Below are 22,604 nucleotides of genomic sequence, written 5' to 3' on the forward strand. Positions count from 1 at the left end.
CGGATGCTGACGCTGACGCAGATGCCGACGCTGACGCCGATGCGGACGCTGACGCTGATGCTGATGCGGATGCTGATGCTGATGCTGATGCTGATGCTGATGCTGATGCTGATGCTGATGCTGACGCGGATGCCGACGCAGATGCCGACGCTGACGCTGACGCTGACGTTGTCGCCTACGACGATCTCGTCACGGCGCAGGTGGATGTGCGGGCTGTTGTTACCGAACGAGTGGTTAGTGACGGCATCTCGGTGCTGGTGAACGTCGGCAATTTCTCCGACACGTTTGAGTTCACCGTCGCGTCGGGAACCACGACTGACGCGACGTTCACGGTGACCGCTGGTGGGCTGGTGGGCGTGCTGAACAATCCAACGGCCGTGCTCGAAGTGAACACTGGCGCCGGATGGGTGCGCCTGGGCGATGCTTCCACCGGAGGGCTGCTGGATCTGCTGGGCGCGGCCAGGGGCTTCACGGTAACGGCCGAGGACCTGCAGGCCGGCGACTACCGCCTCACTTATGGCGGTGGCGGGACGCTGGGTGTGGGAACGGCAATCAACCTGACGGCGGAGTTAGCCGACGCGAGCCTGACCGAGTTCGAGCTGGTGAGCGCTGCGCCAGTGACCGGCAATATATTCGCCGCGTCTGAAGCGGGGCCTGCCGACGAACGTGGCGCGGGCAATGCTGCCGTGCTGCAGGTGCTCAATGAAGAAGGGATCTACGTCGCGGTTCCGCCCGGCACCCAGGTTCTGGGTGATTATGGAACGCTAGTCATCAATCCGGACGGCAGCTTTACCTATACGCCCAGTGGGGCGGTGGAGAGCATCGGACTGGTGGACAGCTTCCAATATCAGCTGCTCGGCCCGGACGGCGCATCGCAGGCGACGCTCAACATACGCCTCGATAGTCCGGATGCCGACATCGTCTGGGATCAAACCGATCTCGGCGCGGATGGGACCACTGTTGTCGCGACCGACGACACGGACCAGGCATCCGTGCTGCTGGCGCCGAGAGTCGAGACGACCACCGTAAACGACGCGATTGACTATACCAGTATCGCCGCATTGGGAGGATCGGACACTTATCGCTTCAATGTCGCCGCCGACACCACCGCGGACCTTACGCTGAACGTAACCTCCAACTCGCTGCTCAATCTTCTGGGTCAGACGAACTTCACGCTCCAGCAGTACATCAACAATCGGTGGGTCGCGTTGACGGGCAGCAGCGGCGGGTCCCTCATCGAGCTGGCCGGGCTTACCGGTGGCGGCATCCAGGCTCAGGCCGAGGATCTCGGGCCAGGAAGCTACCGCGTGGTGGTTTCAACCGGCGGTCTGGGCGTGCTGACCGATATCGATGGCGTCGCCATCATCGAGAGAACCTACCTCAACGAGTTCGTCCCGAGCGATGTGGTGCTGGCGACCGGGAACGTCGTCGACGGTGGGCCCGGTGCCGACATTCTGGGATCCGACTCGACGGTCTTGCGTATCGAGCGGCAGGATGGCGTGTTCGTGGCACCGGGTTACGGCGGAGTATCGATCACCGGCGACTATGGTGTGCTCACCATCCAGGCGAACGGCGATTATGTCTATCGACCGTTCCTGAACGCTTCATCGCTGGGGCAGACGGATCGGTTCACTTACGAACTGATCCATCCCAACAACGATCGGGCTGAGGCCGAGCTGGCGATCAATATCGTCGCGCCGACCAGTGGTGGCTCGCTTGCGGCAATCTCGACAGGGGATGAGGCCCCAGCGGAGGCGACCGTCGCGACGCTGCATGCCGATGTTGTGGCTCTCGACGGGCTGGTCGGGGCGGACGTCTCGATCGACGACGGGCTGCATGCGCAAATGGGCCGCCATGGTAACGGCGCTGCAGAGCTAACTGCCGAGCCTATGACGGCCGATGCGACATTGTTGGATCTGCATGGCGACACGGTGGTGCTGGCGGGGCTGGACGATCCGCAGGGTGCCTTCGACAGCGAAGACCTGGGGTCGATCGGGTCGTACGACGACGCGGTCAGCCTGCCAGCGTTCGAGGACGTGTTGGAGATTGAGCCGCAGGATGATCTGCCGAGCGATCCATCGTCGCCGGCAGGCGCTGCAACAGTCGATCATCCCGATCAGTCTGCCGAAGCCATCGAGATCGAGGCGGCCGTCCTGATCGACAATCCCTTACACGACCCGTGGACGAATGCCGTCTCACACGTCTGACGAAAGGCCATTGCAGGTCAGCAACCGCCACTGCCGGCAGCCCAAGCGCTGCCGGCGGTGGCTCGTCATATCGGCCAGCCTGGTGTTGATCGGGAACGGCACATTGGCCGGAGCTTACGCGCAGGAACGGAAATCCGGACCCTCCGCTTCGGCCGCCAACCCCGCGCCCGACCTGGTGGGCCCGCCGAGGCCGGCCGAATCCGAGCCGCTTGGCGCGCTGTCGCTCGACGTGGCGGTCCGCCGAGCCGTGGAGTGGAACCCGTCGGTAGAAGAGGCGGTGGCGAGGATCGGCGCCGACGAGGCGGAGATCCGAGTCGCGCGCGCCGGCTATTACCCCACGATCCGTGGCGGGATCGGCACGCAATATGACAATCGGTTGCGCGGCACCGCGTGGCTGCCTCGCCCGCAATTGTCCGTATCCCAGATGCTACTCGACTTTGGAAAGGTAGCCAGCGATGTCGCGGTCGCACGAGCGGGCGTGGAGATCAGTCGCGCGCGGCTGCTGCTGGCGATCGATGCCTTGGTCCGAGACACCGCGCAGGCCGTGATCGAGATACAGCGTCACGAAGCCCTGATCGATGTCGCCACCGCCCAGCTTGAAAGCGTGCTCGCCATCAACACGCTGGTGCAGCAGCGCACCCGAAACGGCGCCAGCACGCGATCGGACGCGGTGCAGGCGGAGGCGCGTGTGGAGGCCGCGCGCGTCGCCGTGCTCGATATCCAGGCGCAGCTTGACCGCTGGCGCAGCGTGCTCGGTTATCTCATCGGCAGCAAAGGGCCGGTTTCGGCTGTTCGGAGCGGTACGCCGGCTTGGCTGGACCATATCTGCGAGGGGCCCGCGCCGGATCTGTCGCAGATGCCGGCCGTGCTGGAGGCGGGAGCGCGGCGGGAAGAGGCGACGGCGCAGTTGCGCCGCGCTCGCGCCGATGCACTGCCGACGCTGTCGCTGGACGCAGGCGCGGCAGCCGACGTGCGGGATCCGATATCAAACCGGAGCAACTATAATTTCGGCCTGTCGGTCTCTAGCAATCTATTTCAGGGCGGTGCGTCCCGGGCACGTCGTGCCGGCGCGGAGCAGTCGCTGCGCGCGGCCAATGCTGCGGTGGAGGCGAGCACCATCGAGGTGGCACGCGCCTTGGCCGAGGCGCGCCAGCAGATCCCGAGCCTGCGGCAGCGAAGCGACACGCTGGGCACTCGCGAGGCGATGATGCGGGAAACCGGCAAGCTTTACCGCCTGCAATATCTCGAGATGGGCACACGGACACTGATCGACCTGCTCAATGCGGAGCAGGAGCTGCACCAAGTGTTGTTCGACCGAGTGAACGCCGAGCACGATCTGCGGCGGCTGGGGATCGACTGCATGTTCAACAAAGGCCAATCGCGGGACCGCTTCGCCTTGAGCGGCATGCGGGTGCGTGGGGTGATCCTATGACAAAGCCCAATCCAGTCGTGGGCGATCCCATGCAGGCAGAAGATGGAGGGGAAACCTCCACCCGACAGGAGCAGATCGAGCGGTGGGTCGCGGCGCTGAGAGAAGTTGCGGTGCAATTCCGGGTGCCCCAGTCGATGCAGGCCGCACGATTGTCCGCATCCTGGGACGGAGCGACAGACCAGCGCGCCCGGATCACCCATGTGGCATCCCGCATGGGGCTGCGGGTGAAATTTCAGGACGCATCCGCGCTGGATGGTGAGCTGTCGCCGTGGCTGCTGCCGCTGATCGTGCAAATGCGTGACGGCCAGATTGGCATATTGACCAGCGCCAATGCCGAGGGCGATGGAAGCCTGCTGATTGCAGGCTCGGGCGCGTATCCTACGACCGTTCGGCTGGCTGAGCTGCGGCAGGTCACGGACATGGTGGTGGTGGCGCGGCCCACGCGCGGGATCGCTGATGCCCGCGTCGACGCCTATGTCGAGCCGTTCGAGCCCAAATGGCTGTGGAAGCTCGCATTTCAGGAGCGTGGCGAGTACCTGCCCGTGCTCGCTGCCTCGCTGCTGGTGCACCTGCTGGGGCTGACGGGCATACTTTTTTCGATGCAGGTCTATGACCGGGTAGTGCCGGCGGAGTCGATCCCGACGCTGTATGTCCTGTTCATTGGCGTGCTGCTGGCGCTCGGCTTCGATTTCGTCTTGCGACAGCTACGTACGGGAGTGATCGATCTGCTCGGCAAGCGTGCCGACCTGAGGATTTCGGACCGGATGTTCGGACACGCGCTCCGGGTCCGTAATCGGGCGCGACCGGTATCCACCGGCAGCTTTACCGCCCAGCTGCGCGACCTGGATCAAGTACGCGAGCTGATGACCTCCAGCACGGTAGCCGCGCTGGCGGATCTGCCCTTCTTCTTCCTGTTCCTAGCTATTTTTTGGTTCATCGGCGGCTCGCTTGTTCTGGTTCCGCTCGTGGCGCTGTTCCTGTTGGTGGTGCCGGCGGCGCTCGCCCAGCCGAAGCTGCGGCAGTTCGCGGTGGAGGCGGCGCGGGAAGGATCCTTGCGGAGTGGCATGCTGATCGAGGTTGTCCAAGGTGTCGAGGACGTGAAGACGCTGCAGGCCGAAGAGCGTTTTCAGCAGCAGTGGAACCATCTGAACGCCGGCGCGGGCGAGGCTCAATTGCGGCTGCGAGGCCTGACCGCCCGCCTGGTATCGTGGACTCAGACAGTGCAGCTGGGGGTTTACGTCTCGGTTATCTTCTTCGGTGCGCCGCTGGTGATGGCCGGTGACATGACCACCGGCGCCTTGGTGGGAGCGTCAATGCTCGGTTCGCGCATGATGGCGCCGCTGTCGCAAGTAACACAGGTCCTAAGCCGGTTGCAGCAAGCGCGCACCAGCGTGAGCGGGCTGAACAAGGTGATGGAACTGCCGGTCGACCATCCTGATCGCGAATCGCGCGTGCACCTGCCACGAATAGCTGGCGACATTTCGTTTCGTGAGGCCGTGTTCCGCTACGGCGACCCGCAATCGCCTGCCGCGCTGAGCATCAGCCGACTGCAGATCACGGCCGGCGAGAAGGTGGCGATCCTGGGACGCAACGGCGCCGGCAAGTCGACGCTCCTGCAGGCGCTGTCGGGGCTGCTTGAGCCGGTTTCCGGCGAAGTGCTGGTTGACGATGTCGCCCTGTCGCAGATTGATCCGGCCGACGTTCGGCGCGACATCAGCCTGCTTTCGCAGCGAGCGCGGCTGTTCCACGGCACGATCCGGGACAATTTGCTGATGGGGGCGCCGCATGCCGGAGACGAGCAGCTGCGCGCCGTGCTGGCGACGGTGGGTGCCGACGAGTTTGTACGGCGGCTGCCGCGCGGGCTGGAGCATGTCATCTTTGAAGGTGGCGCGGGGCTTTCCGGTGGCCAGGTTCAGGGCTTGTTGCTCGCCCGTCTCCTGATCCGCGATCCGTCGGTGATCCTGCTGGACGAGCCGACGGCGGCAATGGACGAGGCGACCGAGCGTCACTTCCTTGCTCGTTTCCGGGAATGGAGTGCGGACCGCACGGTGGTGATCGCAACGCATCGCACTCGCGCGCTCGACCTGGTGGATCGCCTGATCGTGGTAGATGGTGGTCGAGTGGTGGCCGATGGGCCGCGCGACGAGGTGCTGGAGCGGCTTCGTACGCCGCGCTCGCCGGCGAAGGTGGTTCCGGTACGAAGGGATCGGGCGTGATGGCGACCAGGGCGGAAGCGCTGAACGGAAGCTGGGTGTTCGGCGATGCGGACGGGGCAAGGCTCGGACGTGCGACACGCCTTATCTGGGTGATCGCCGCCTGCCTGACGGCTCTGGCCCTTTGGGCATATTTCGCGCGACTAGAAGAGGTGACCACCGGCGCCGGGCGTGTCGTGCCGTCAACTCGCGAACAGGTGATCCAGTCGCTGGAAGGCGGAATCCTCGCAAAGCTGACGGTAAAACAGGACGATATCGTCCGGCCAGGCCAGGTTCTCGCCCAGCTGGACCCGACCCAGAGCGCCTCCACCTTCGAGGAGAGTGCGGCGAAATATCGTGCGGCGCTTGCAAGTGTCGCCCGGCTGGAGGCCGAGGTCGGGCAAACGAGACCGGTCTTTCCTGCGGAGTTGAACGGCTTTGCGGAGCTCAAGGCAAAGGAGTTGCGGCTGTACGAAGCGCGTCGGCGCAGCCTGGACAAGTCGCTCGCCTGGATCCGCCGCTCGATCGCGCTTTTGTCGAATGAGGTGCAGATCGGCCAGCGGCTGATCGCGGTAGGCGCGGCCAGTAATGTCGAAGTACTGCGGCTACAGCGTCAGCTTGCCGAACTGGAGCTTAAGCAGGCAAATCTCACGTCCGAGTATATCGTCCAGGCGCGCGAGGAACTGGCCAAGGCCAATGCCGAAGTGACGACCCTGGCGCCCGTAGTCGAGGGTAGGGCCGACACGCTGGCCCGGCTGACGCTGCGATCGCCGGTACGCGGAATCGTCAAGAACATCGAAGTGTCGACGATCGGCGGAGTCATTCCGCCCAACGGCAAGTTGATGGACATCGTACCCCTGGACGACCGGCTGCTGGTGGAAGCGCGCATTTCGCCGCGCGACATTGCGTTCATCCATCCCAAACAGCCTGCGACAGTGAAGATTACAGCGTATGACTATGCGATCTATGGCGCGCTGAAAGGAGAGGTGGCAACGATTTCTCCGGATACGATCAAGGACGAGGCCAAGCCGGACGTCGAATTTTACCGCGTGCTGATCCGCACGGATCGCGACGCCTTGACGAACAAGGAAGGGCGCCGCTTCCCGATCGTTCCGGGCATGGTCGCAACCGCCGATATCCATACCGGCAGCAAGACAGTATTTCAGTATTTGGTGAAGCCGTTCAACAGGGGACGCGAGGCGCTGCGGGAGCGGTGAGCGCGAGCGGGCATTGTGTGTGGGCGGCGACCCTTCTCCTCTCGCTCACCGTGGAAACGCCAATGCCTCCAAGACTGATGCCCAACGAAGCTCAGCGGCCGGCGCCGCTGCGAGTGCCGCGTGGCCGACAAAGCTTTGATGCGCGCGAAGCGCTGAACGGTGCCACCAGCAATCGCCAGCGATGCACCGACGTCCCGGACGCTTACTGGGTGCCAAGCCCCGGCGGCGGCGCCTGCATCCGCACCTATCCGGCGGGCAGCCCGCGGGCGGGCGGGCTAATGATGGTCTATCTGCCCGGTGACGTTCTGCTGCGAGGGCGCGGAGGTATACGCCTGATCGCGGGCAGCTATGCCCGGCGCTCGCCGGCGGACATCCGGCAGGAGATGACACGATGGTCGCGCGAGGGAAGCGCGCCGGCACTGTTTCTGGCGCGGCCCGGCCTTTATGGTTCCTCGGGAAATCACGGCGCGCGGCGGCGGATTGAGGAGGTGCGGCTGGTCGATGGTGCGCTGAACCGCATCAAGACACGTTACCGGGTCCGCCGCTTCATTCTGGCTGGGCAGTCCGGCGGTGGACACCTCGTCGCATCGCTGGTGAACCGGCGCCGGGATGTTGCGGCTGCCTTCATCGGTTCTGGCCTCGTTTCGGCTGTGGAGGTGATGAAGGCATATCAGAAGCGGCGTGGCAGGGACGGCGGGCCAATCGAGGATCCGGACGCCGTTTATGATCCCATCGGGCATGTGCAGGCGATCTCCCGACCTGCCCCCGACATCTTCGTGCTGTCAGATCCCGGCGATCGGATCGTGCCCTTTCTCAGCCAGCGGCACTATGTGGAACGGCTGCGGGCGTCCGGGCTACATCCCATCCACGTCCTGTTGCGCGGGGAGGGGCGCAGCCGTCACCTGCTGGCTGAGCCGATCAAGACAGGTGCGGCACTTTACGCGCGAGGCGATCGCGGCGGCGCGATTACCGAGGCGTTGCGCGCACTGGCACCGCTACCGCATCCAGCGCTGGAAGCTCCGAACTGAGCAGTGCGCGGGCGGCGGTGTCGCGGGCGGCGCGGGTCGGTGCGCCCAGCACCGCCGCGATCCAGCGTCTCTGGTGTTGATCGGTCAACGTCAGCAGCAGATGGTGGGCACGCGCGCCCACGCTCCCGGTGCGGAGCCCATCCACGCCGGGGATCGCGCCGATCAGCCGATTGGTGTTGGGATAGGTGGCGCCTTTCCGTTCGAATGATTGCCTGCCGGACAGCGCATGTACGCGCGGAGCATGTTCCAGCACATGGGCTGCCAGCCGGATTGCATCGATGCCCGTGATCGCCTGTCCCCGGCCTATGCCGCTTGGCGAGGCGAAGCGGCTGTGAGCCATGCCGATTGCCTGCGCGCGCTCGTTCATTCGCCGAGTGAACTCCTCCACCGAGCCGCTGTGCCATTCGCCGAGCGCATGCGCCGCCTCGTTCGCACCGACGATGGCAGTCGCAGCCATAAGGTCGGCGATGGTGACACGCTCGCCGGTGTCCAGCCGCCAGCGGCTGTCGACGGCTGCGGCGGCGAGAGAGATCTCAACCAGCTCGTCTTCGGACGTGCCGAGTTCCTTCAAACGCTCTTCCACCAGGCAGAGGGTGAGCAGCTTTGCCAACGCAGCAGGATGATGAACAGCCTCCGGTTGTTCGGCAAACACCATCCGCGAAGCATCGACATCGTAGAGGAGGCGGCTCTGCGCCGCGGCTGGGCGAGGAACGGACGCCTTCAGCAGTGGCGGGGCAAAGCTGGCGCTCAGAGACTTGAGCCAGACGACCAGCTCATGAATTCGCCGGCTGTTCGATCCTTTGAAGAGCACCACATCGCCGTCGTTCAGGTCCGTGCGAAGCAGAGCCTGTAGAGCGGCGAGCGTTTCGGCATGCATGCCGCGCTGGGCGGCCGGCAGAGCGTTCCAGAGGCCGCTCCACAGCGGCCCCACGACATGCACGCGATCGATGCGTGGATCGATTGCCGTTGCCAGGCCGGTGTGAAGCGATGCCTCAGCTTCACCCAGTTCCGCCATCTCGCCGAGCACCGCCATACGGCGCAGACCGGGGCGCTCGGCAAGGTCGGCGAGCGCCGCCGCCATGGAGACGGGGTTGGCGTTATAGGCATCGTCGATCAGCGTCACCTGCTTGCCGTCGACCGCCAGCGTCACCGTTGCGCCCCGACCAGGTAGCGAGCGAAAACCGCCCAAGGCTTCAATAGCCGGTTCAACAGGGTGACCAAGCGCCATCACCGCGGCGAGCGCCGCGAGCGCATTTAGCGCCATATGCTCGCCCGAGGCGCCCAACACGAAGCGGACGGTGCGCCCGAATACTACCGCTTCCCCTGCGCGCGAGGCTGCGTCGTAGGAGAGGAGGCGCAATGCGCAGTCTGCCGACCGGCCATAATGAATGACGCGCAGCTGCCGCTCCTGTGCAGCCGCATGGACAATTTCCCACTGGTCCATGTCGCGGTTGAGGATGGCGGTTCCACCCGGCGCCATGCCAAGGAAGATCGCGCTCTTCGTACGGGCGATGTCGGCCACGCTGCTCCCGTTGGTCAGGTGCGCGGGCGCTATGTTGGTAAAGATGGCGATATCAGGCCGCGCAAGCCGGGCGCTATGCGCCATGCGGCCCACCGCAAGCTCCAGGACGATGTGCTTTGCTTCCGGCGGCATGGAGGCGAGGTTCCAGGCAACGCCATGCGGCAGATTTCCGCTGTGAGCGCTGTGGCCGACCGGGCCGAACGGCTCTAGCGCGTGAGCGACCATCGCGACGGCAGTCGTCTTCCCGGCGCTGCCAGTGATTGCGATCACCGGCACGCGAAGGCGCTGGCGCGCCGCCCGACCCAATGCCAAAATCGCTTCGCCGGTGTCATCCACCCGAAGCACCGGCAACCCTGCGGGCAAACCCACCAGTTCACCGTCTGTGACCACCGCGGCTGCCGAAGGCGAAAGGCTGGCAAGCGCCGCTGGCCGCATGCCACGGCTGGTATCAAGCGCACGCACCACCGCGATCTGACCGGGCTGATAAGTTGGGGGATGGATGCAGACGCCGGTTGCCGACCAACCTGCTGGCGGCGGCGCGCTCCAGCTTCCGCCGGTCGCGGCCGCGAGCCGGTCGGCATCCCACAGGGCGGCAGCCTCTGGCGTCGCGGCGGTCTGCCGCAGGGGCTGACCCGTGGTGCGATAGCGATGGTAGGCGACGAGGCCGGAGAGATAATGCTCCACATCATCGATCCGCACGCGAAAGCCCTGATGGCGGATGAAGAAGCTGCCGGCGATCCGATCGGGCCGTGCGAAATCCATGGCCAGTTCGGGCCAGAAATGCCCGTTCAGCAGATGGCGGACGCGCGCTTCCAGCGCTTCATTGAAGCGATCGGCATCCACTTCGGCCAGGAGATGGCGGTGCTCGGGAAGCTCGGCGATGCGCGACAGCATGGCATGAGCCGCCATCATCAGTTCGAGCAGGGTGGGGAAGGTCGTGATCCGGTCACGAACGAAGTCGAGATAACCGGCGATATTGTTGATACCGAAGCGGAAGTAGCGCTCCTCCGGCCGCACCAGTGTGAGCTCGTTTGTGCAATAACCCAGCCAATGGTCGTGGTGGCGCCAATGCTCGGCGGCGATGAAGTGGTCGTAGGCGCGCTCCACCACCGCGAGCCAGCGCGGATCGCCGGTAAGCTGGTGAAGGCGCATCAGCGCGAAAGTCGCCTCCCCATCGTAATAAACGGTGCGGAACGGCTGCACGACCTGAAGGTCCGGATAATGCAGCACATGGACGAAGGCACCGGTCGCGGGATCCTGCATGGAGCGGATGCCGAGGGCCAGTCGATCCATCAGCGGCAGGTGGTCGCGACAGCCGGTCACCTGTGCATGCCGGGCAAGCGCCAAGATCGCGACGGCATTGCCGCCAAGCTTGATCTCGTCACCCACGTCCACCAAGAACGCCGCCTCGCTGCCGTCCGGAAGCGTCGCAGGACGGATCAACTCGCGCAGTAAGTATCGGAGCGAGCGCTCGATTGCCGCGGCCAGATCCGGGTCCCGCACCAGCTCCCACGCTTCAATCATCGCGTAGGTGGAACTGGCGTGCCGCAGCGTGTTGTACGCGTCGATCTGCCGGTCGAAGCAGGGGTGATATCCGTAGATGAAGCGACCATCCTCGCCGACCTGGCGAGCGAGATGGCCCGCGCCCTCGCGAACCAGGGAGGCGACGTCTTCGGCTGCGAGCGAATCGATCCGGCGGCGGCCCCGCTCCAACCCGCTTTCGTGGAGGAGCACGCAAGTCCCAGCATCATCGGCGAAGGCACTGCGCGTCGAGAAGACGAACAGCCGTCCGTTATCACCAAAGTCGATCTGCGGAGGCTGGCCATATTTGCGGCGGACGTAATGGTTGAAGTTGCGCGCGTTCAGCACCGCATGGGCAACCGCGTTGCCACCGTAGAGCATCGCGTTCGCGTTGAGCTCCTGCTCCAGGACAGCGTGCTGGAAATCGGCATCGAGCGCGATCCCGTAGCGGAAGTAGTTGCGCTTCGTCTGGCGCAAGCTGGCCCTGAGTTCCTTCCAGCTGGTATCTTCGAGTTGATCGACCAGATCCACGCGAAGCCACTTGATCGGCGTGAGACGGGATGCCTCGTGCACGGCCGTCGCGAGGCAGGACCAAGCTTCTTCGAACGAGGGCGCCCGAAAGTTGAGCACCTGGGCACGCTGCGTCCCGGACGTGAAGGATGCGAAGAGGATCGTGCCTTGGCGATTATCTCCAAGCACGGGCGGCAAGGTCGAGATGAGCCTGTGCAGGCTGGCCAACATTTGCCCGATCGACATGCCAACTCCCCAATTTGCCACGGGAATGGGTGGTAAAGGCTTAGCGAATGCTAAAGAACGTGACGGAAGAAGTGCACTGAAATCGTGCAAAAGCATGAGGATCGTCTGCACCGCCCCGATGCAGGAGCGCACCCTCTACTTGGTTCCCCGCCATGCCTGCCGACGCCGCAGATCGCTCGCGCGATCGCTTTGCGTCGACGTCGTCATGTTGAAGACAGCGCTCTTTTCGGCATTGTTGAAGGGAGAGTCGCTGGTGGGTCCGCCGGGGCTCGAACCCGGGACCTCTCGATTAAAAGTCGCTTGCTCTACCGACTGAGCTACGGACCCTCACCAGCGACGACGCGCCTAGGCACAGAGCGGCGGCGGGTCAACCGGGCATGCAGTTGGCGCATGGTGAAGCCGGTCGCGGGATCCCGCCATTCGGGCGCGATCCGCAGGAGCGGTGCCAAGACGAAATCACGCGTGCGGAAGGCAGGGTGCGGGATCTTCAGCGCCGGTTTGCAGACCCGGCCGCCGGACCAGAGAATGATGTCGAGATCAAGCACCCGTGCGCCCCACCGGCGTCCGCGGCGGCGCCCGAACTGCTGCTCCACAGCCTTCAGTTCGCGCAGGAGGGCGTCCGGTGAAAGCGACGTTTGAAGGAGTACGGCGGTGTTTGCAAAACGCCGGATCGAGGGGCCGATCGGCGCGCTGGTCATGATCGGGGCGACTGCGAGAAGACCGGGAAGCGCATCGATCGCTGCCGTCACCTCAGCTGCGGGGCCACCATGCCGACCACGGCGATTTGATCCCACTGCCACGACATAGGTTGAGCCCGTCATGCCGGACAGCCTATCGGGCCGGGATGAACTTCGCACCTTCTCCCTTGCCGGCAACCGAACCGCCGCGCGACTGCCCGCTTTGTCCCCGCTTGGTCGAGTTCCGTCATGCCTTGCAGGCGGAGTATCCGGACTGGTGGAATGCGCCGATACCGGCATTCGGCGATCCGAATGCCTGGCTGGTGATCGTCGGCCTCGCGCCTGGAAAGCACGGCGCCAACCGGACCGGACGGCCCTTCACCGGCGATTATGCCGGCGAACTGCTCTATGCCACGCTGGCCAAATACGGGCTGAGCGAGGGTCAGTTCGACGCGCGGCCGGATGACGGGCTTCAACTGCGTGGTACCATGCTGATCAACGCGGTTCGGTGCCTGCCGCCCGCCAACAAGCCGACGCCGGAAGAGATTCGCACCTGTCGCCCCTTTCTGGAAGCGCCCCTGGCGGCGCTGCCGAACGCTTCCGTCTTCATCGCGCTGGGGCAGATTGCTCATCAGTCTGCGGTCAAGGCGCTGGGCGGAAGGTTGCCGAAGGCGAAATTCGGCCATTTGGCGGAGCATCGGATGCCGGATGGTCGCGTGCTGATCGATAGCTATCATTGCTCACGATATAATCAGAACACCGGCCGGCTCACTGCAGCCATGTTCGAAGCGGTGTTCGAGCGGGCGCTGGCATGCCGACCTTCGTGAAGGAGTAACGGGCAAAGGTTCGCCATCAACTGCCCGGGAAGAGACTGGCGTGCAGCCGGCCCCTTAAGCCTGCTGCGGCGTCGCTCCCAACGCTGAAGCGATGCGGTCGGCGAGCCGATCGGCGACATCTGCCTTGGGCATATGTTCCCAGGTCTCGACGCCATCGGCGGATACCAGATGCACGGTGTTCGTGTCTCCGCCCATCACGTCGCCGGACACGTCGTTGGCAATGATCCAGTCGGCGCCCTTGCGAGCAAGCTTGTCGCGGGCGTGGGCCACCACATGCTCGGTCTCGGCCGCGAATCCGATCAGGAGGCGCGGGCGACGCGGGTCATGACCGAGGGTAGCGAGAATGTCGGGGTTTTCGACAAGCTGGAGCGAGGGGATGCCACCGGCGGCCTTTTTCAGCTTCTGTTCGGCCGCATCCTGGGCGCGCCAGTCGGCTACCGCGGCCACCATTACCGCCGCATCGGCCGGCAAGGCAGCGTCAACCGCCCGGGCCATCTCACGCGCGGTTTCCACGTCGATCCGAGTGACCCCGGTGGGAGTGGACAGCGCCACGGGACCGGCAACGAGCGACACACGGGCGCCAAGCGCTGCAAGCGCACCGGCGATCGCGAACCCCTGCTTACCGGACGAACGGTTGGCGATGTAGCGTACGGGATCGATCGGCTCATGCGTCGGCCCCGCGGTGACCAGGACGTGTTTGCCGGAAAGTGGACGATCCTTGCCGCGGCGAGCGGCGCCGGACGTGTTCCCTGATCTTTCAGCCAGCAGCGCTTCGATCCGGGCAGTGATCACGGCCGGTTCGGGCAGACGGCCAGGGCCATATTCGCCGCAGGCCATGGCGCCTTCGTCCGGCTCCATCACCGTAATGCCGTCGGCGCGGAGCTGATCGACATTGCGCCGTGTCGCCGGATGAAGCCACATGCGCACGTTCATGGCAGGGGCGGCGAGCACCGGCTTGTCGGTGGCGAGCAGCAATGTCGTTGCGAGATCGTTCGCCAGCCCCGCCGCCATGCGCGCCAGCAGATCCGCCGTGGCGGGGGCAACGACTACCAGATCGGCCTGTCGGCTGAGCTGGATGTGCCCCATCTCCGCCTCGTCCTTCAGGTCCCAAAGGGTGGTGTGCACTTCTTCTTCGGAAAGGGCCGCCAGCGTCATGGCGGTCACGAAGTGGCTGCCGCCCTCCGTCAGAACGCAGCGGACGCCATGCCCTCCCTTGCGCAGGAGGCGCACGATCTCGCATCCCTTGTAGGCGGCGATGCCGCCGCCGACGATCAGGAGAACCCGGCTCATGCCGCCGTTCTTGTCACGGTGATACGGCGTCTGTCGAGCGCGGAGCGTGCTAAATCCCGCAATGCATCGGGAACGAAGACGAGCCCGATCGGCACGATGGGGGCGATCAGGAATGACCAGTGAACCCGATCGGGCGTGCCGAAGAACGTCATCACGAGCAGCTGGACGACGATGACGGCGAGTGCCCGGGTCGCAAGCGGGTCTCGCCAGGCCGACCATCCGGCGATGGCAAGCACCGCCGCCAACGCAGCGATCACAGCGGGAGCCAGTGACAGCGCTGTTGTGGCGACGACGGACTGGACGGCAAAGCCGAACCCGGCCGCACCATCCCACCCCGTGGACGCCTCGGCGGCCGGCCCGACGGCCTGCGCGACGGCTTGTGCATGAAAGGCGAGAACAGTCGCGAAGAGCGACAAGACCGCCAGCCAGCCGATTGCCTCACGCCGTTGCCCCTCCAGCAGCGCGAGGATCATCATGACCAGGAGGTACAATACCGCCGTTTCGCGGATCAAGGCCGCGGACAGGCCCAGTGCGGCTGCCGTGATCCAACGTCCGGGTAAACGCGACGCTAGCGACAGAGCGATCAGAAGGCCGGCCCAGAGATCATGCATCGCAAGAAGGTGGCCGAGGATCGCGCTCATCATGCCGATGGCTGCGAGCAGCACCGCGACAACGCGGGCGCGAGAACTGGAGAATACGCCCTGCAACCGCCGCCACCATACAAGGAGCGTAGCCAGGGCAAGACCATATAGCAGCAACGCTGCGGCAATCGGGCTGATCGCGGCCTGGAGTACGCCCAAAGTAGGCAGCCGGAAGACCAAGAGCGAATTCACCGGCGCGCCCATCGCGCGTAATGTCTGAGCAGTTGCGGTGTAGTAATCAGCGCCGTGTCGAATGTCCTCGACGACGCCCTGAAGCAGGATTTCGGTTCCCTGGATACTCGATTCTGCCATCGGTGGAGGAGCCGTATCGCTGCCCTGAACCGCAAGGGAGGCAAGCAGCAGAAGTGCCAGCAAGCCAAGCAGCCAGCGGGCGTTACGTCTGGGCCGCCCGGCATAGCGCGAGGGGATCGCGAGCCAGAGCGGCCGGGCAGCGGCGCGAGCCATGGTCAGGCAATCATGGCCCAGGTCGCGCCGATGCCCGCCGCCGCACTCGCCACTGCGACGGCGACATAACGCCACCCGCCGCCGATGCGGACAACTTCGATCTCGCGCAGGGGCGGAGCGGGCGGTGCCCCGCCTGGCGGTGGAAAGCGCGCTTCGATCCGGCGTACCAGCTCGGGCAAGCGATACAGCGTCTTTACGTCGGCCACGATCCGGTCGGCAATGTGAGCCTCCGGACCGAGTTCCGTGCGGATCCATTCCTCCACGAACGGGCCGGCCGTGTCCCACAGGTTGATATCGGGATCGAGCGCCGTCGCGACGCCCTCGACCATCACCATCGTTTTCTGCAGCAGCAGCAGATGTGGCTGCGTGACCATGTCGAAATCGCGGGTGATGGAAAACAGCCCGTCGAGCATCATGCCGATCGACATTTCCTTGACCGGCAACCCGCGCATCGGCTCGCCCACCGCGCGCAGCGCCGTGGCAAATTCGCCCACGTCGTGATGCGCGGGCACATATTCCGCTTCGAAATGAATTTCCGCGACACGGCGGTAGTTGCCGGTGATCAGGCCATACAGGATCTCGGCCAGCCAAATGCGGGCGCGCCGGTCAATGCGGCCCATGATGCCGAAATCGACCGCGGCGATCCGATTGCCAGGCAGTGCGAACAGGTTGCCCTGATGAAGATCGGCGTGAAAGAAGCCCTCGGCAATCGCCTGCCGCAGGAAGGCGTGAACGAGCGTCTGCGCGAGGAGCGGCAAATCAAAGCCGGCCTCGATCAACGCGGCGCGGTTTGACAGTTTGATGCCGTCGACCCACTCCAGCGTCAGCACCTTGCCCGATGTACGTGGCCAGTCGATCTCCGGTACGTGAAAATTCGGCTCTGCCGCCATGCCTTCTGCCAACTCGCTGGCGGAGGCCGCTTCGCGTCGCAGATCCAGTTCACGCGCGGTCCACCGTTTGAAGGTGGCGATCACCAGCCGCGGCTGAAGGCGGGCGATCTCGCCGCCCATGGGCTCGATCTGAGCCGCGGCCCATTCGTAGGTTTCGATGGCGCGATCGAAATCTGCCTCCACGCCCGGGCGAAGCACCTTCACCGCGACGGGACGACCGTCAATCGTGACCGCGCGGTGGACCTGAGCAATCGAGGCGGCGCCGACCGGCGTTTCATCGAAGCTGGCGAACATCGCCGCGATCGGCCGACCCAGACTTTCCTCGATCTGTGGGCGGATCACGTCGAAGGGCAGGGGCGGAAGCGCATCCTGCAAGCGCAGCAGATCGGCCGCGGCCTCATCCCCGACGATATCCGGGCGAGTCGCAAGCGTCTGGCCGAACTTGATGGCGGCAGGGCCGATTGCCTCGAACGCGTCCGCATAGCGCGGCTGTTCCGGCACCCGTGCCCCGAAGCGTGCCAGTCGCAGGAGCCGCCGCAGCGCCGGCGGTGTCTTCGCATCCCGCTCCAACCCGCGCAGCGCGCCATGGCGCGCGAGTGTCCGACCCCATTTCAGAAGCCGCCACGTATGAACGACGGAGTTGGTCATTCTCCGCTGCCCCGCGAGGGGCGGCCGGCAACGATCATATCTTCCAGCCCGAGTGGATCGCGACCAGACCACCGAGCAGCGGTTCGACCTTGGTCTGCACGAAACCGGCCTCGCGGATCATGCCTTCGAACTTGGGCATATCGGGGAAGCGGCGGATCGATTCGATGAGATAGCGATAGCTGTCCGCGTCATCGGCTAGCAGCTGGCCAAGGCGCGGCACCAAGCGATGCGAATAAGCGTCGTACAGTTCCTTGAAGCCGGGCCAGGTGGTGGTGGAGAATTCAAGGCAGAAGAAACGGCCACCGCGACGCAGGACACGGTGCGCCTCGCGCAGGGCGGCCGGAATGTCCGTCACGTTGCGGATGCCGAACGCGATCGTATAGGCGTCGAAGAAGCGATCCGGGAAGGTCAGCACCTCCGCATTCGCTTCTGTCCACACAAGCCCGTCGATCCCGCGTTCCTGCGCACGCTTCATGCCGACTTCAAGCATGGCCGGATTGATGTCCGCCACCGTCACCGACGCGCCCTCACGCTGCAGGCGGAAGGCGATGTCTCCAGTGCCACCGGCCATGTCGAGGACCTGTTCTCCGGCGCGCGGCTTTACGCGGCGCACGAAGCGATCCTTCCAAACCCGGTGCATGCCGCCCGACATGGCATCGTTCATAAGATCATAACGGGAGGCCACATTGGTGAAGACGCCGCCCACACGGGCAGTCTTCTCCGATGCCGGGATGTTCTCATAGCCAAAGGAGACGGTGTCGCTCATGCCGCGGCTCTAGCGGCGGGGCGGCGGCGGGGCTAGGCCTTGATCGCGCCGCGGCTCGCACTCCTGGAAGTCGACAAGAGAGGGCGTCGACAAGCCGGGGTGGGGCGCTAAAGGCTGCTCATGCCAGAGTTGCCCGAAGTCGAGACAACCGTTCGCGGCCTGCGCCCTGTTCTGGACGGCGCGCGCGTCACGAATGTGGAGCCGCGGCGCGGTGACCTACGCCGCCCATTCCCGGCCGACTTGCGGCAGGTGATGACCGGAGCGGTGATCACCGGTCTGGGGCGGCGCGCGAAATATGGGCTGATCCATACCGATCGTGACCGGACGTTGATCTTCCACCTTGGCATGTCGGGCCGCTGGCGAGTCGATCCTGGCGAGGTGCTGCCGCACGATCATCTGATCATCGATACGGCCGGGGGCAGGCGGGTGGCGCTGAACGATCCGCGCCGGTTCGGCTCGGTCGACCTCTGGCCCAGTGGCGAGCTGGACGCCTTTCCCGGTTTTGCCGCCTTGGGGCCGGAGCCTCTGGGCCCGGAACTGAGCGCCAAATGGTTGAAGGGCGCGCTTGCGGGGCGGCGGGCCTCGGTCAAGCTGATGCTGCTCGATCAACGGATCGTCGCGGGACTGGGCAACATCTACGTCTGCGAGGCGCTGTTCCTGGCGCGAATCTCTCCCAAGCGGGCGGCGGGAAGCATCAGCCTTGCCCGGCTGGAGCGCCTGGTGGAAGCGATACGCGCGGTCCTGCTTTCCGCCATTGAGGCGGGCGGCTCGACATTGCGCGATTATGCCCGGCCCGATGGGGAGCTTGGTTACTTTTCCAAGCAATTCGCGGTATATGGCAGGGAAGGGCAGCCGTGCGGCTGTGGCGGCATCGTGCGGCGCTATGCCGAAGGCGGGCGTTCCACCTTCTGGTGCCCGGCCTGCCAGCGCAGTTGACCGGAGGAAGGATTGCCGTTAAAGGGCGCGGCTTCCAGGGCGATGGGTGTTCCCGCCGCCCTTTTTTCATCGACCGACTTTAGAAGCAAGGACCGTCAATGGCGAACACGCCGCAAGCGAAGAAGCGCATCCGCCGCAACCAGCGCCGGGCCGAGATCAATGGTGCGCGCGTGAGCCGCATCCGCACCTTCGTGAAGAAGGTTGAGGCAGCGCTCGCAGCGGGTGACAAGCCGGCAGCAACGGCCGCTCTTGCGGCGGTTCAGCCGGAACTGGCGCGTGGCGTGGCGCGCGGCGTTCTTCACCGCAACACGGCGAGCCGCAAGTTCTCGCGCCTCACCAAGCGTCTGTCGGCTCTCGCCTGATCAGGCGGCTGGCCGGACAGGCCGGCTTCAGACATGTAAAGGCCGGGCGGCCATTCGTCGCCCGGCCTTTTGTCATGTCTTTCTCTGATGACGTGACTTTGTTTCCGGCGCCTTATCGTCGCGTGCTGAAGCGCGGGGCTGCCCCGGAATTTAGCGGTCGCCCCGCGCGCTCAGATCACAGGAAGGCGCGGCCGCCCGTCACCGGGATAGTGGCACCCGTGATGTAGCTGGCCTCGTCACTGGCGAGCATCACATATGGCGGCGCAAGCTCCGCCGGCTGGGCCGCGCGCCCGATCGGCGTATTGCTGCCGAACGATTTGACCTTCTCCGGCGGCATGGTGGAGGGGATGAGCGGCGTCCACACGGGCCCGGGCGCCACGGCATTCACCCGGATCTTGCGCTGTGCGAGCATTTTGCCCAGCCCGGCCGTGAAGTTATAGATGGCGCCCTTTGTTGTGGCATAGGCGAGCAGCTGCTCGCTCGGATCCTCGGCGTTGATCGAGGTGGTGTTGATGATCGAGCTGCCCGCCTGCATGTGCGGCAGGGAAGCCTTCACCAGATAGAACATGGCGTGGATGTTGGTGGCGAAGGTAAGCTGCCATTCCTCGTCGCTGATGTCCTCTACGTTGTCGAACGTGGCCTGGTGCGCGGCATTGTTGACGAGAATGTCGATCCTGCCGAAGGCGGAGGCGGTCTCCTCCACGATTTTGCGGGCATGTGCGGGATCGGATATATCCCCGGGCAGCAGAAGTGCACGCCGCCCGGCGTCTTCCACGAGTCGCTTGGTCTCCTCGGCATCGTCATGTTCGTTCAGATAGCTGATCGCGACGTCCGCACCTTCGCGCGCATAGGCGATCGCCACCGCGCGGCCGATGCCGCTGTCAGCTCCGGTGATGAGGGCGCGGCGGTCAAGCAAGCGACCATGGCCCGTGTAGCTGCGCTCGCCATGATCCGGGCGCGGGTTCATGGCCTCAGTCTTGCCGGGCATCGGCTGCTGCTGTTCAGGCTGGGGCGGTTCTGGACGGTAGTTCATGGTGCTCCTCGAAGGTTGCTCCCATTCACAAGTCCTCGAACCATCCGACGTTCCCAGCCAGCGAGCGCTTCGTGGATGTTCGCTTCCCGGCGCGTGATCCAGGTTAGCGCGATGCCCTGTTCCGCTCGTTGATCAGCGCAGCAGCATCCAGAACGCCATTCCCACCATGAAGAGGTTCTCGGTCAGCGAGACGAAGCCCAGAGGAACCATGCTGGAACCGCCGACGCAGGCGCATTTCAGCGCGCGGCGATCGACATAGACCGCCTTGAATACCGAGGCCGCACCGATGCCACCGAGGAACAAGGCCAGGGGAATGGAGATCCAGTCACCAAGGCGCGCCGTCATCAGCACGCCCGCGAGCGCTTCACCAAAGGGGTAGAGATATGCGTACGGCACCCAGCGTCGCGCCAGCAGATCATAGTTCAGGAACATGGTGGAGAATCGCTCCACGTCCTGCAGCTTCAGCAAGGCCAGCACGCACATGGATAGGCTGATGAACCACATGGCGGCGTACTCGGTAAGCGGGCTGCCGAACGCCGCGGTGCTTGCCGCCAGGGCCATCAGCGCCGTCACGCCAAACACCGCCGCCACCGGGCGGTAGCTCGTCGCGCCGGGTGCGGGCATATGCTTTCCGAGGAAACGGGCGAGATCGTCGTTGCCGCCGATCCTTTCGCCATCGATGAACGTCTGGGGCGTAGTGGCGACCTGATGGCGCGCCTTGAAGGCATCCGTTTCGGCGCGCGTGCGCAACGGGCGATCATCCACACGATAGCCATGACGCTCCAGGCGCCATTTGGACTTCAGACCCGACGGGCAGAGATGGTCGGGAAGGACCATGCGATACAGAATGGCGGACTTTCCCGCGCCGCTTTTCATCAAGCTACCTCCTGGCGGCAATCGCTTGCCGACGCCTCAGGAAGGTCGGTATACCCGCCGTACCATGGTACGGAGTCAACAATGGCAGCGATGACCATCGCCGGGCTGGCGCGTGCGGGAGACGTTGGTGTCGAGACCGTGCGTTATTATCAACGTCGCGGCTTGCTTGCCCAGCCGGACCGGCCGCTCCGCGGCGTCCGACGCTACGACTCGAATGATGTGCGGCGGCTTCAATTCATCCGCAGTGCGCAGTCAGCAGGCTTCTCGCTGGAACAGATCGCCGAGCTTCTGGCGCTCGACTCGTCGCTTGATCGTCAGCGCGTACGGGCGTTGGCCCGCGAGCGGATCGAGGAACTGGAGAATCGCATAGCGAGCTTGCAGGCGGCACATGACTGGCTGAGCGAATTGGAGCGGGACTGCGCCGCTGGCGGGGAAGGGCCGTGCCCGATCCTGAAGGCGTTCAACGAACACGCCGGGGATTGAGCGTCGACCTTCATCACGCGGCGGGGTGCAAGCAGACTGATTAAGTCAATTGCCGAGAACGCGCGATTGGCTCACCAGAGGCGCAGCCACGTCGCAATCGCCATGATCATGGGGCCGCATGAGGAAGATCAGTACGTCTGCGGTAACATACGCAGCCATCGTCCCTGCTGCGTTCGCCATGCTGATCCCGTCATCTTCCCTGGCGCGGACACGGCAAGACAGGCAATTGTGGATCAACTTTTCCGCGCAAGGAAACCTGGGAAAAAAGACGCTTTGGGGCGCGGAGGTGCAGCCGCGTATCGGACAGAACATGTCGGCGCCCACCGTCCTGCTCGGGCGGCTTGCCATCGGCTTTGTCGTCAATAGGCGGCTCACCCTTCATCAAGGGATCGTCTATCAGGAATTGTTCGATGATCGGCCGCGAAACGAGAAGCGTACCTACCAACAGGCTGACCTGGATATCGCCTCGGGTGAATGGGGCGCGCTAAAGGGGCGGCTGCGCCTGGAGCAGCGCTGGTTTTCAACGGGTTCGGACATGGGCCTGAGGTTTCGCGAACAGATTCGGTTCGAAAAGCCTCTCGGCAGCGCTGGAAGATCCCCGGTGGGCGTGTTGAGCGCAGAAGCCTTCGTCAATGTTCTGAACGCCGATTATGGCGCGCGCCGTGGCTTCGAATCGACGCGCCTGTTTGCGGGCGTGCGCCTTCCACTTGCCGGCCAGGCGGTTGAAACCGGATATCAAGCGCAGATCAGTGCGCCGCCGGGCGGGGCCGATCGCATCGACCACATCCTCATGGTGACTTTCCGGCTCAGGCCATAAAACGCTGGG

The 22,604-nt window shown here is 64.8% G+C and carries 19 protein-coding genes and 1 tRNA gene; 11 read left to right on the plus strand and 9 right to left on the minus strand.

All coding sequences use genetic code 11. The annotated features are described in order from the left end of the window. The 6 genes from AX702_RS22370 to AX702_RS03185 all read left to right on the plus strand — a co-directional run. A partial coding sequence (locus tag AX702_RS22370; RefSeq protein ID WP_066776023.1) for a hypothetical protein occupies positions 1–261 on the plus strand: 261 nt, incomplete at its 5' end. Next, positions 231–2,207, plus strand: coding sequence for a BapA/Bap/LapF family large adhesin (locus AX702_RS03165; protein WP_197420482.1), 1,977 nt, complete (start codon positions 231–233; stop codon positions 2,205–2,207). The genes AX702_RS22370 and AX702_RS03165, both read left to right, overlap by 31 nt. A 103-nt stretch (positions 2,208–2,310) precedes the next feature. Continuing rightward, positions 2,311–3,639, plus strand: a complete 1,329-nt coding sequence (locus tag AX702_RS03170; protein WP_231731706.1) for a TolC family protein — start codon at positions 2,311–2,313, stop codon at positions 3,637–3,639. Beyond that, a complete protein-coding gene (locus AX702_RS03175) occupies positions 3,636–5,855 on the plus strand; it encodes a type I secretion system permease/ATPase (protein ID WP_082745952.1) in 2,220 nt (739 codons plus the stop codon). The genes AX702_RS03170 and AX702_RS03175 overlap by 4 nt, the downstream gene beginning before the upstream one ends. After that, positions 5,855–7,048 (plus strand): HlyD family efflux transporter periplasmic adaptor subunit, encoded by a 1,194-nt coding sequence (locus tag AX702_RS03180; protein ID WP_066776028.1) that lies wholly within the window; start codon positions 5,855–5,857, stop codon positions 7,046–7,048. Before AX702_RS03175 ends, AX702_RS03180 begins: the two co-directional genes overlap by 1 nt. Before the next feature lie 77 nt (positions 7,049–7,125). After that, complete coding sequence (locus AX702_RS03185; protein WP_066776031.1) at positions 7,126–8,076, plus strand: alpha/beta hydrolase family protein; 951 nt, start codon at positions 7,126–7,128, stop codon at positions 8,074–8,076. On the opposite strand, the gene AX702_RS03190 is transcribed toward AX702_RS03185, so the two are convergent. From AX702_RS03190 to folK, 3 genes are all read right to left on the minus strand, one after another. Then, entirely contained in the window at positions 8,015–11,875 is a 3,861-nt protein-coding gene (locus AX702_RS03190) for a Mur ligase family protein (protein WP_082745953.1), read from the minus strand. The two genes, AX702_RS03185 and AX702_RS03190, sit on opposite strands and share 62 nt — an antisense overlap. 251 nt (positions 11,876–12,126) lie before the next feature. Then, positions 12,127–12,202: transfer RNA gene (locus tag AX702_RS03195), tRNA-Lys, on the minus strand. Next, positions 12,193–12,696, minus strand: coding sequence for a 2-amino-4-hydroxy-6-hydroxymethyldihydropteridine diphosphokinase (folK, locus tag AX702_RS03200; protein ID WP_066776034.1), 504 nt, complete (start codon positions 12,694–12,696; stop codon positions 12,193–12,195). The genes AX702_RS03195 and folK overlap by 10 nt, the downstream gene beginning before the upstream one ends. Positions 12,697–12,719: 23 nt before the next feature. On the opposite strand from folK, the gene AX702_RS03205 reads away from it, so the two are divergent. Beyond that, a complete protein-coding gene (locus AX702_RS03205; RefSeq protein ID WP_066776037.1) occupies positions 12,720–13,379 on the plus strand; it encodes a uracil-DNA glycosylase in 660 nt (219 codons plus the stop codon). A 63-nt stretch (positions 13,380–13,442) separates the two neighbouring features. Here AX702_RS03205 and coaBC read toward each other — a convergent pair whose 3' ends face one another. Genes coaBC through AX702_RS03225 form a run of 4 tightly spaced genes read right to left on the minus strand, consistent with a single transcriptional unit; the run spans position 13,443 to position 18,088 of the window. Further along, complete coding sequence (coaBC, locus tag AX702_RS03210; RefSeq protein WP_066776040.1) at positions 13,443–14,678, minus strand: bifunctional phosphopantothenoylcysteine decarboxylase/phosphopantothenate--cysteine ligase CoaBC; 1,236 nt, start codon at positions 14,676–14,678, stop codon at positions 13,443–13,445. After that, complete coding sequence (locus AX702_RS03215; protein WP_066776043.1) at positions 14,675–15,784, minus strand: hypothetical protein; 1,110 nt, start codon at positions 15,782–15,784, stop codon at positions 14,675–14,677. The genes coaBC and AX702_RS03215 overlap by 4 nt, the downstream gene beginning before the upstream one ends. Before the next feature lie 2 nt (positions 15,785–15,786). After that, the gene (gene ubiB, locus AX702_RS03220; RefSeq protein WP_066776048.1) at positions 15,787–17,322 is read right to left on the minus strand and encodes a 2-polyprenylphenol 6-hydroxylase; all 1,536 of its coding nucleotides are present in this window, start codon (positions 17,320–17,322) and stop codon (positions 15,787–15,789) included. A gap of 34 nt (positions 17,323–17,356) precedes the next feature. Beyond that, a complete protein-coding gene (locus tag AX702_RS03225) occupies positions 17,357–18,088 on the minus strand; it encodes a class I SAM-dependent methyltransferase (RefSeq protein ID WP_066776052.1) in 732 nt (243 codons plus the stop codon). Between the two features lie 120 nt (positions 18,089–18,208). Here AX702_RS03225 and mutM point away from each other — a divergent pair, with 120 nt between their 5' ends. After that, positions 18,209–19,024: a bifunctional DNA-formamidopyrimidine glycosylase/DNA-(apurinic or apyrimidinic site) lyase gene (mutM, locus tag AX702_RS03230; RefSeq protein WP_066776054.1), complete on the plus strand. Its 816-nt coding sequence runs from the start codon at positions 18,209–18,211 to the stop codon at positions 19,022–19,024. A 98-nt stretch (positions 19,025–19,122) separates the two neighbouring features. After that, positions 19,123–19,386, plus strand: a complete 264-nt coding sequence (rpsT, locus tag AX702_RS03235) for a 30S ribosomal protein S20 (protein WP_066776057.1) — start codon at positions 19,123–19,125, stop codon at positions 19,384–19,386. A gap of 175 nt (positions 19,387–19,561) precedes the next feature. On the opposite strand, the gene AX702_RS03240 is transcribed toward rpsT, so the two are convergent. After that, a complete protein-coding gene (locus AX702_RS03240) occupies positions 19,562–20,419 on the minus strand; it encodes an SDR family oxidoreductase (protein WP_066776060.1) in 858 nt (285 codons plus the stop codon). A 132-nt stretch (positions 20,420–20,551) separates the two neighbouring features. Then, the gene (locus AX702_RS03245; protein ID WP_066776063.1) at positions 20,552–21,295 is read right to left on the minus strand and encodes a MauE/DoxX family redox-associated membrane protein; all 744 of its coding nucleotides are present in this window, start codon (positions 21,293–21,295) and stop codon (positions 20,552–20,554) included. A gap of 81 nt (positions 21,296–21,376) precedes the next feature. Between AX702_RS03245 and AX702_RS03250 the strand changes: the two genes are divergently transcribed. Together AX702_RS03250 and AX702_RS03255 are read left to right on the plus strand one after the other, a co-directional pair. After that, a complete protein-coding gene (locus tag AX702_RS03250; RefSeq protein ID WP_066776065.1) occupies positions 21,377–21,778 on the plus strand; it encodes a MerR family DNA-binding protein in 402 nt (133 codons plus the stop codon). Between the two features lie 178 nt (positions 21,779–21,956). Further along, positions 21,957–22,595: a DUF2490 domain-containing protein gene (locus AX702_RS03255; RefSeq protein ID WP_177178991.1), complete on the plus strand. Its 639-nt coding sequence runs from the start codon at positions 21,957–21,959 to the stop codon at positions 22,593–22,595. Positions 22,596–22,604 lie beyond the last annotated feature (9 nt).

This window comes from Sphingomonas sp. CCH5-D11 (genome assembly GCF_001557395.1).
GTDB lineage: Bacteria > Pseudomonadota > Alphaproteobacteria > Sphingomonadales > Sphingomonadaceae > Sphingomonas.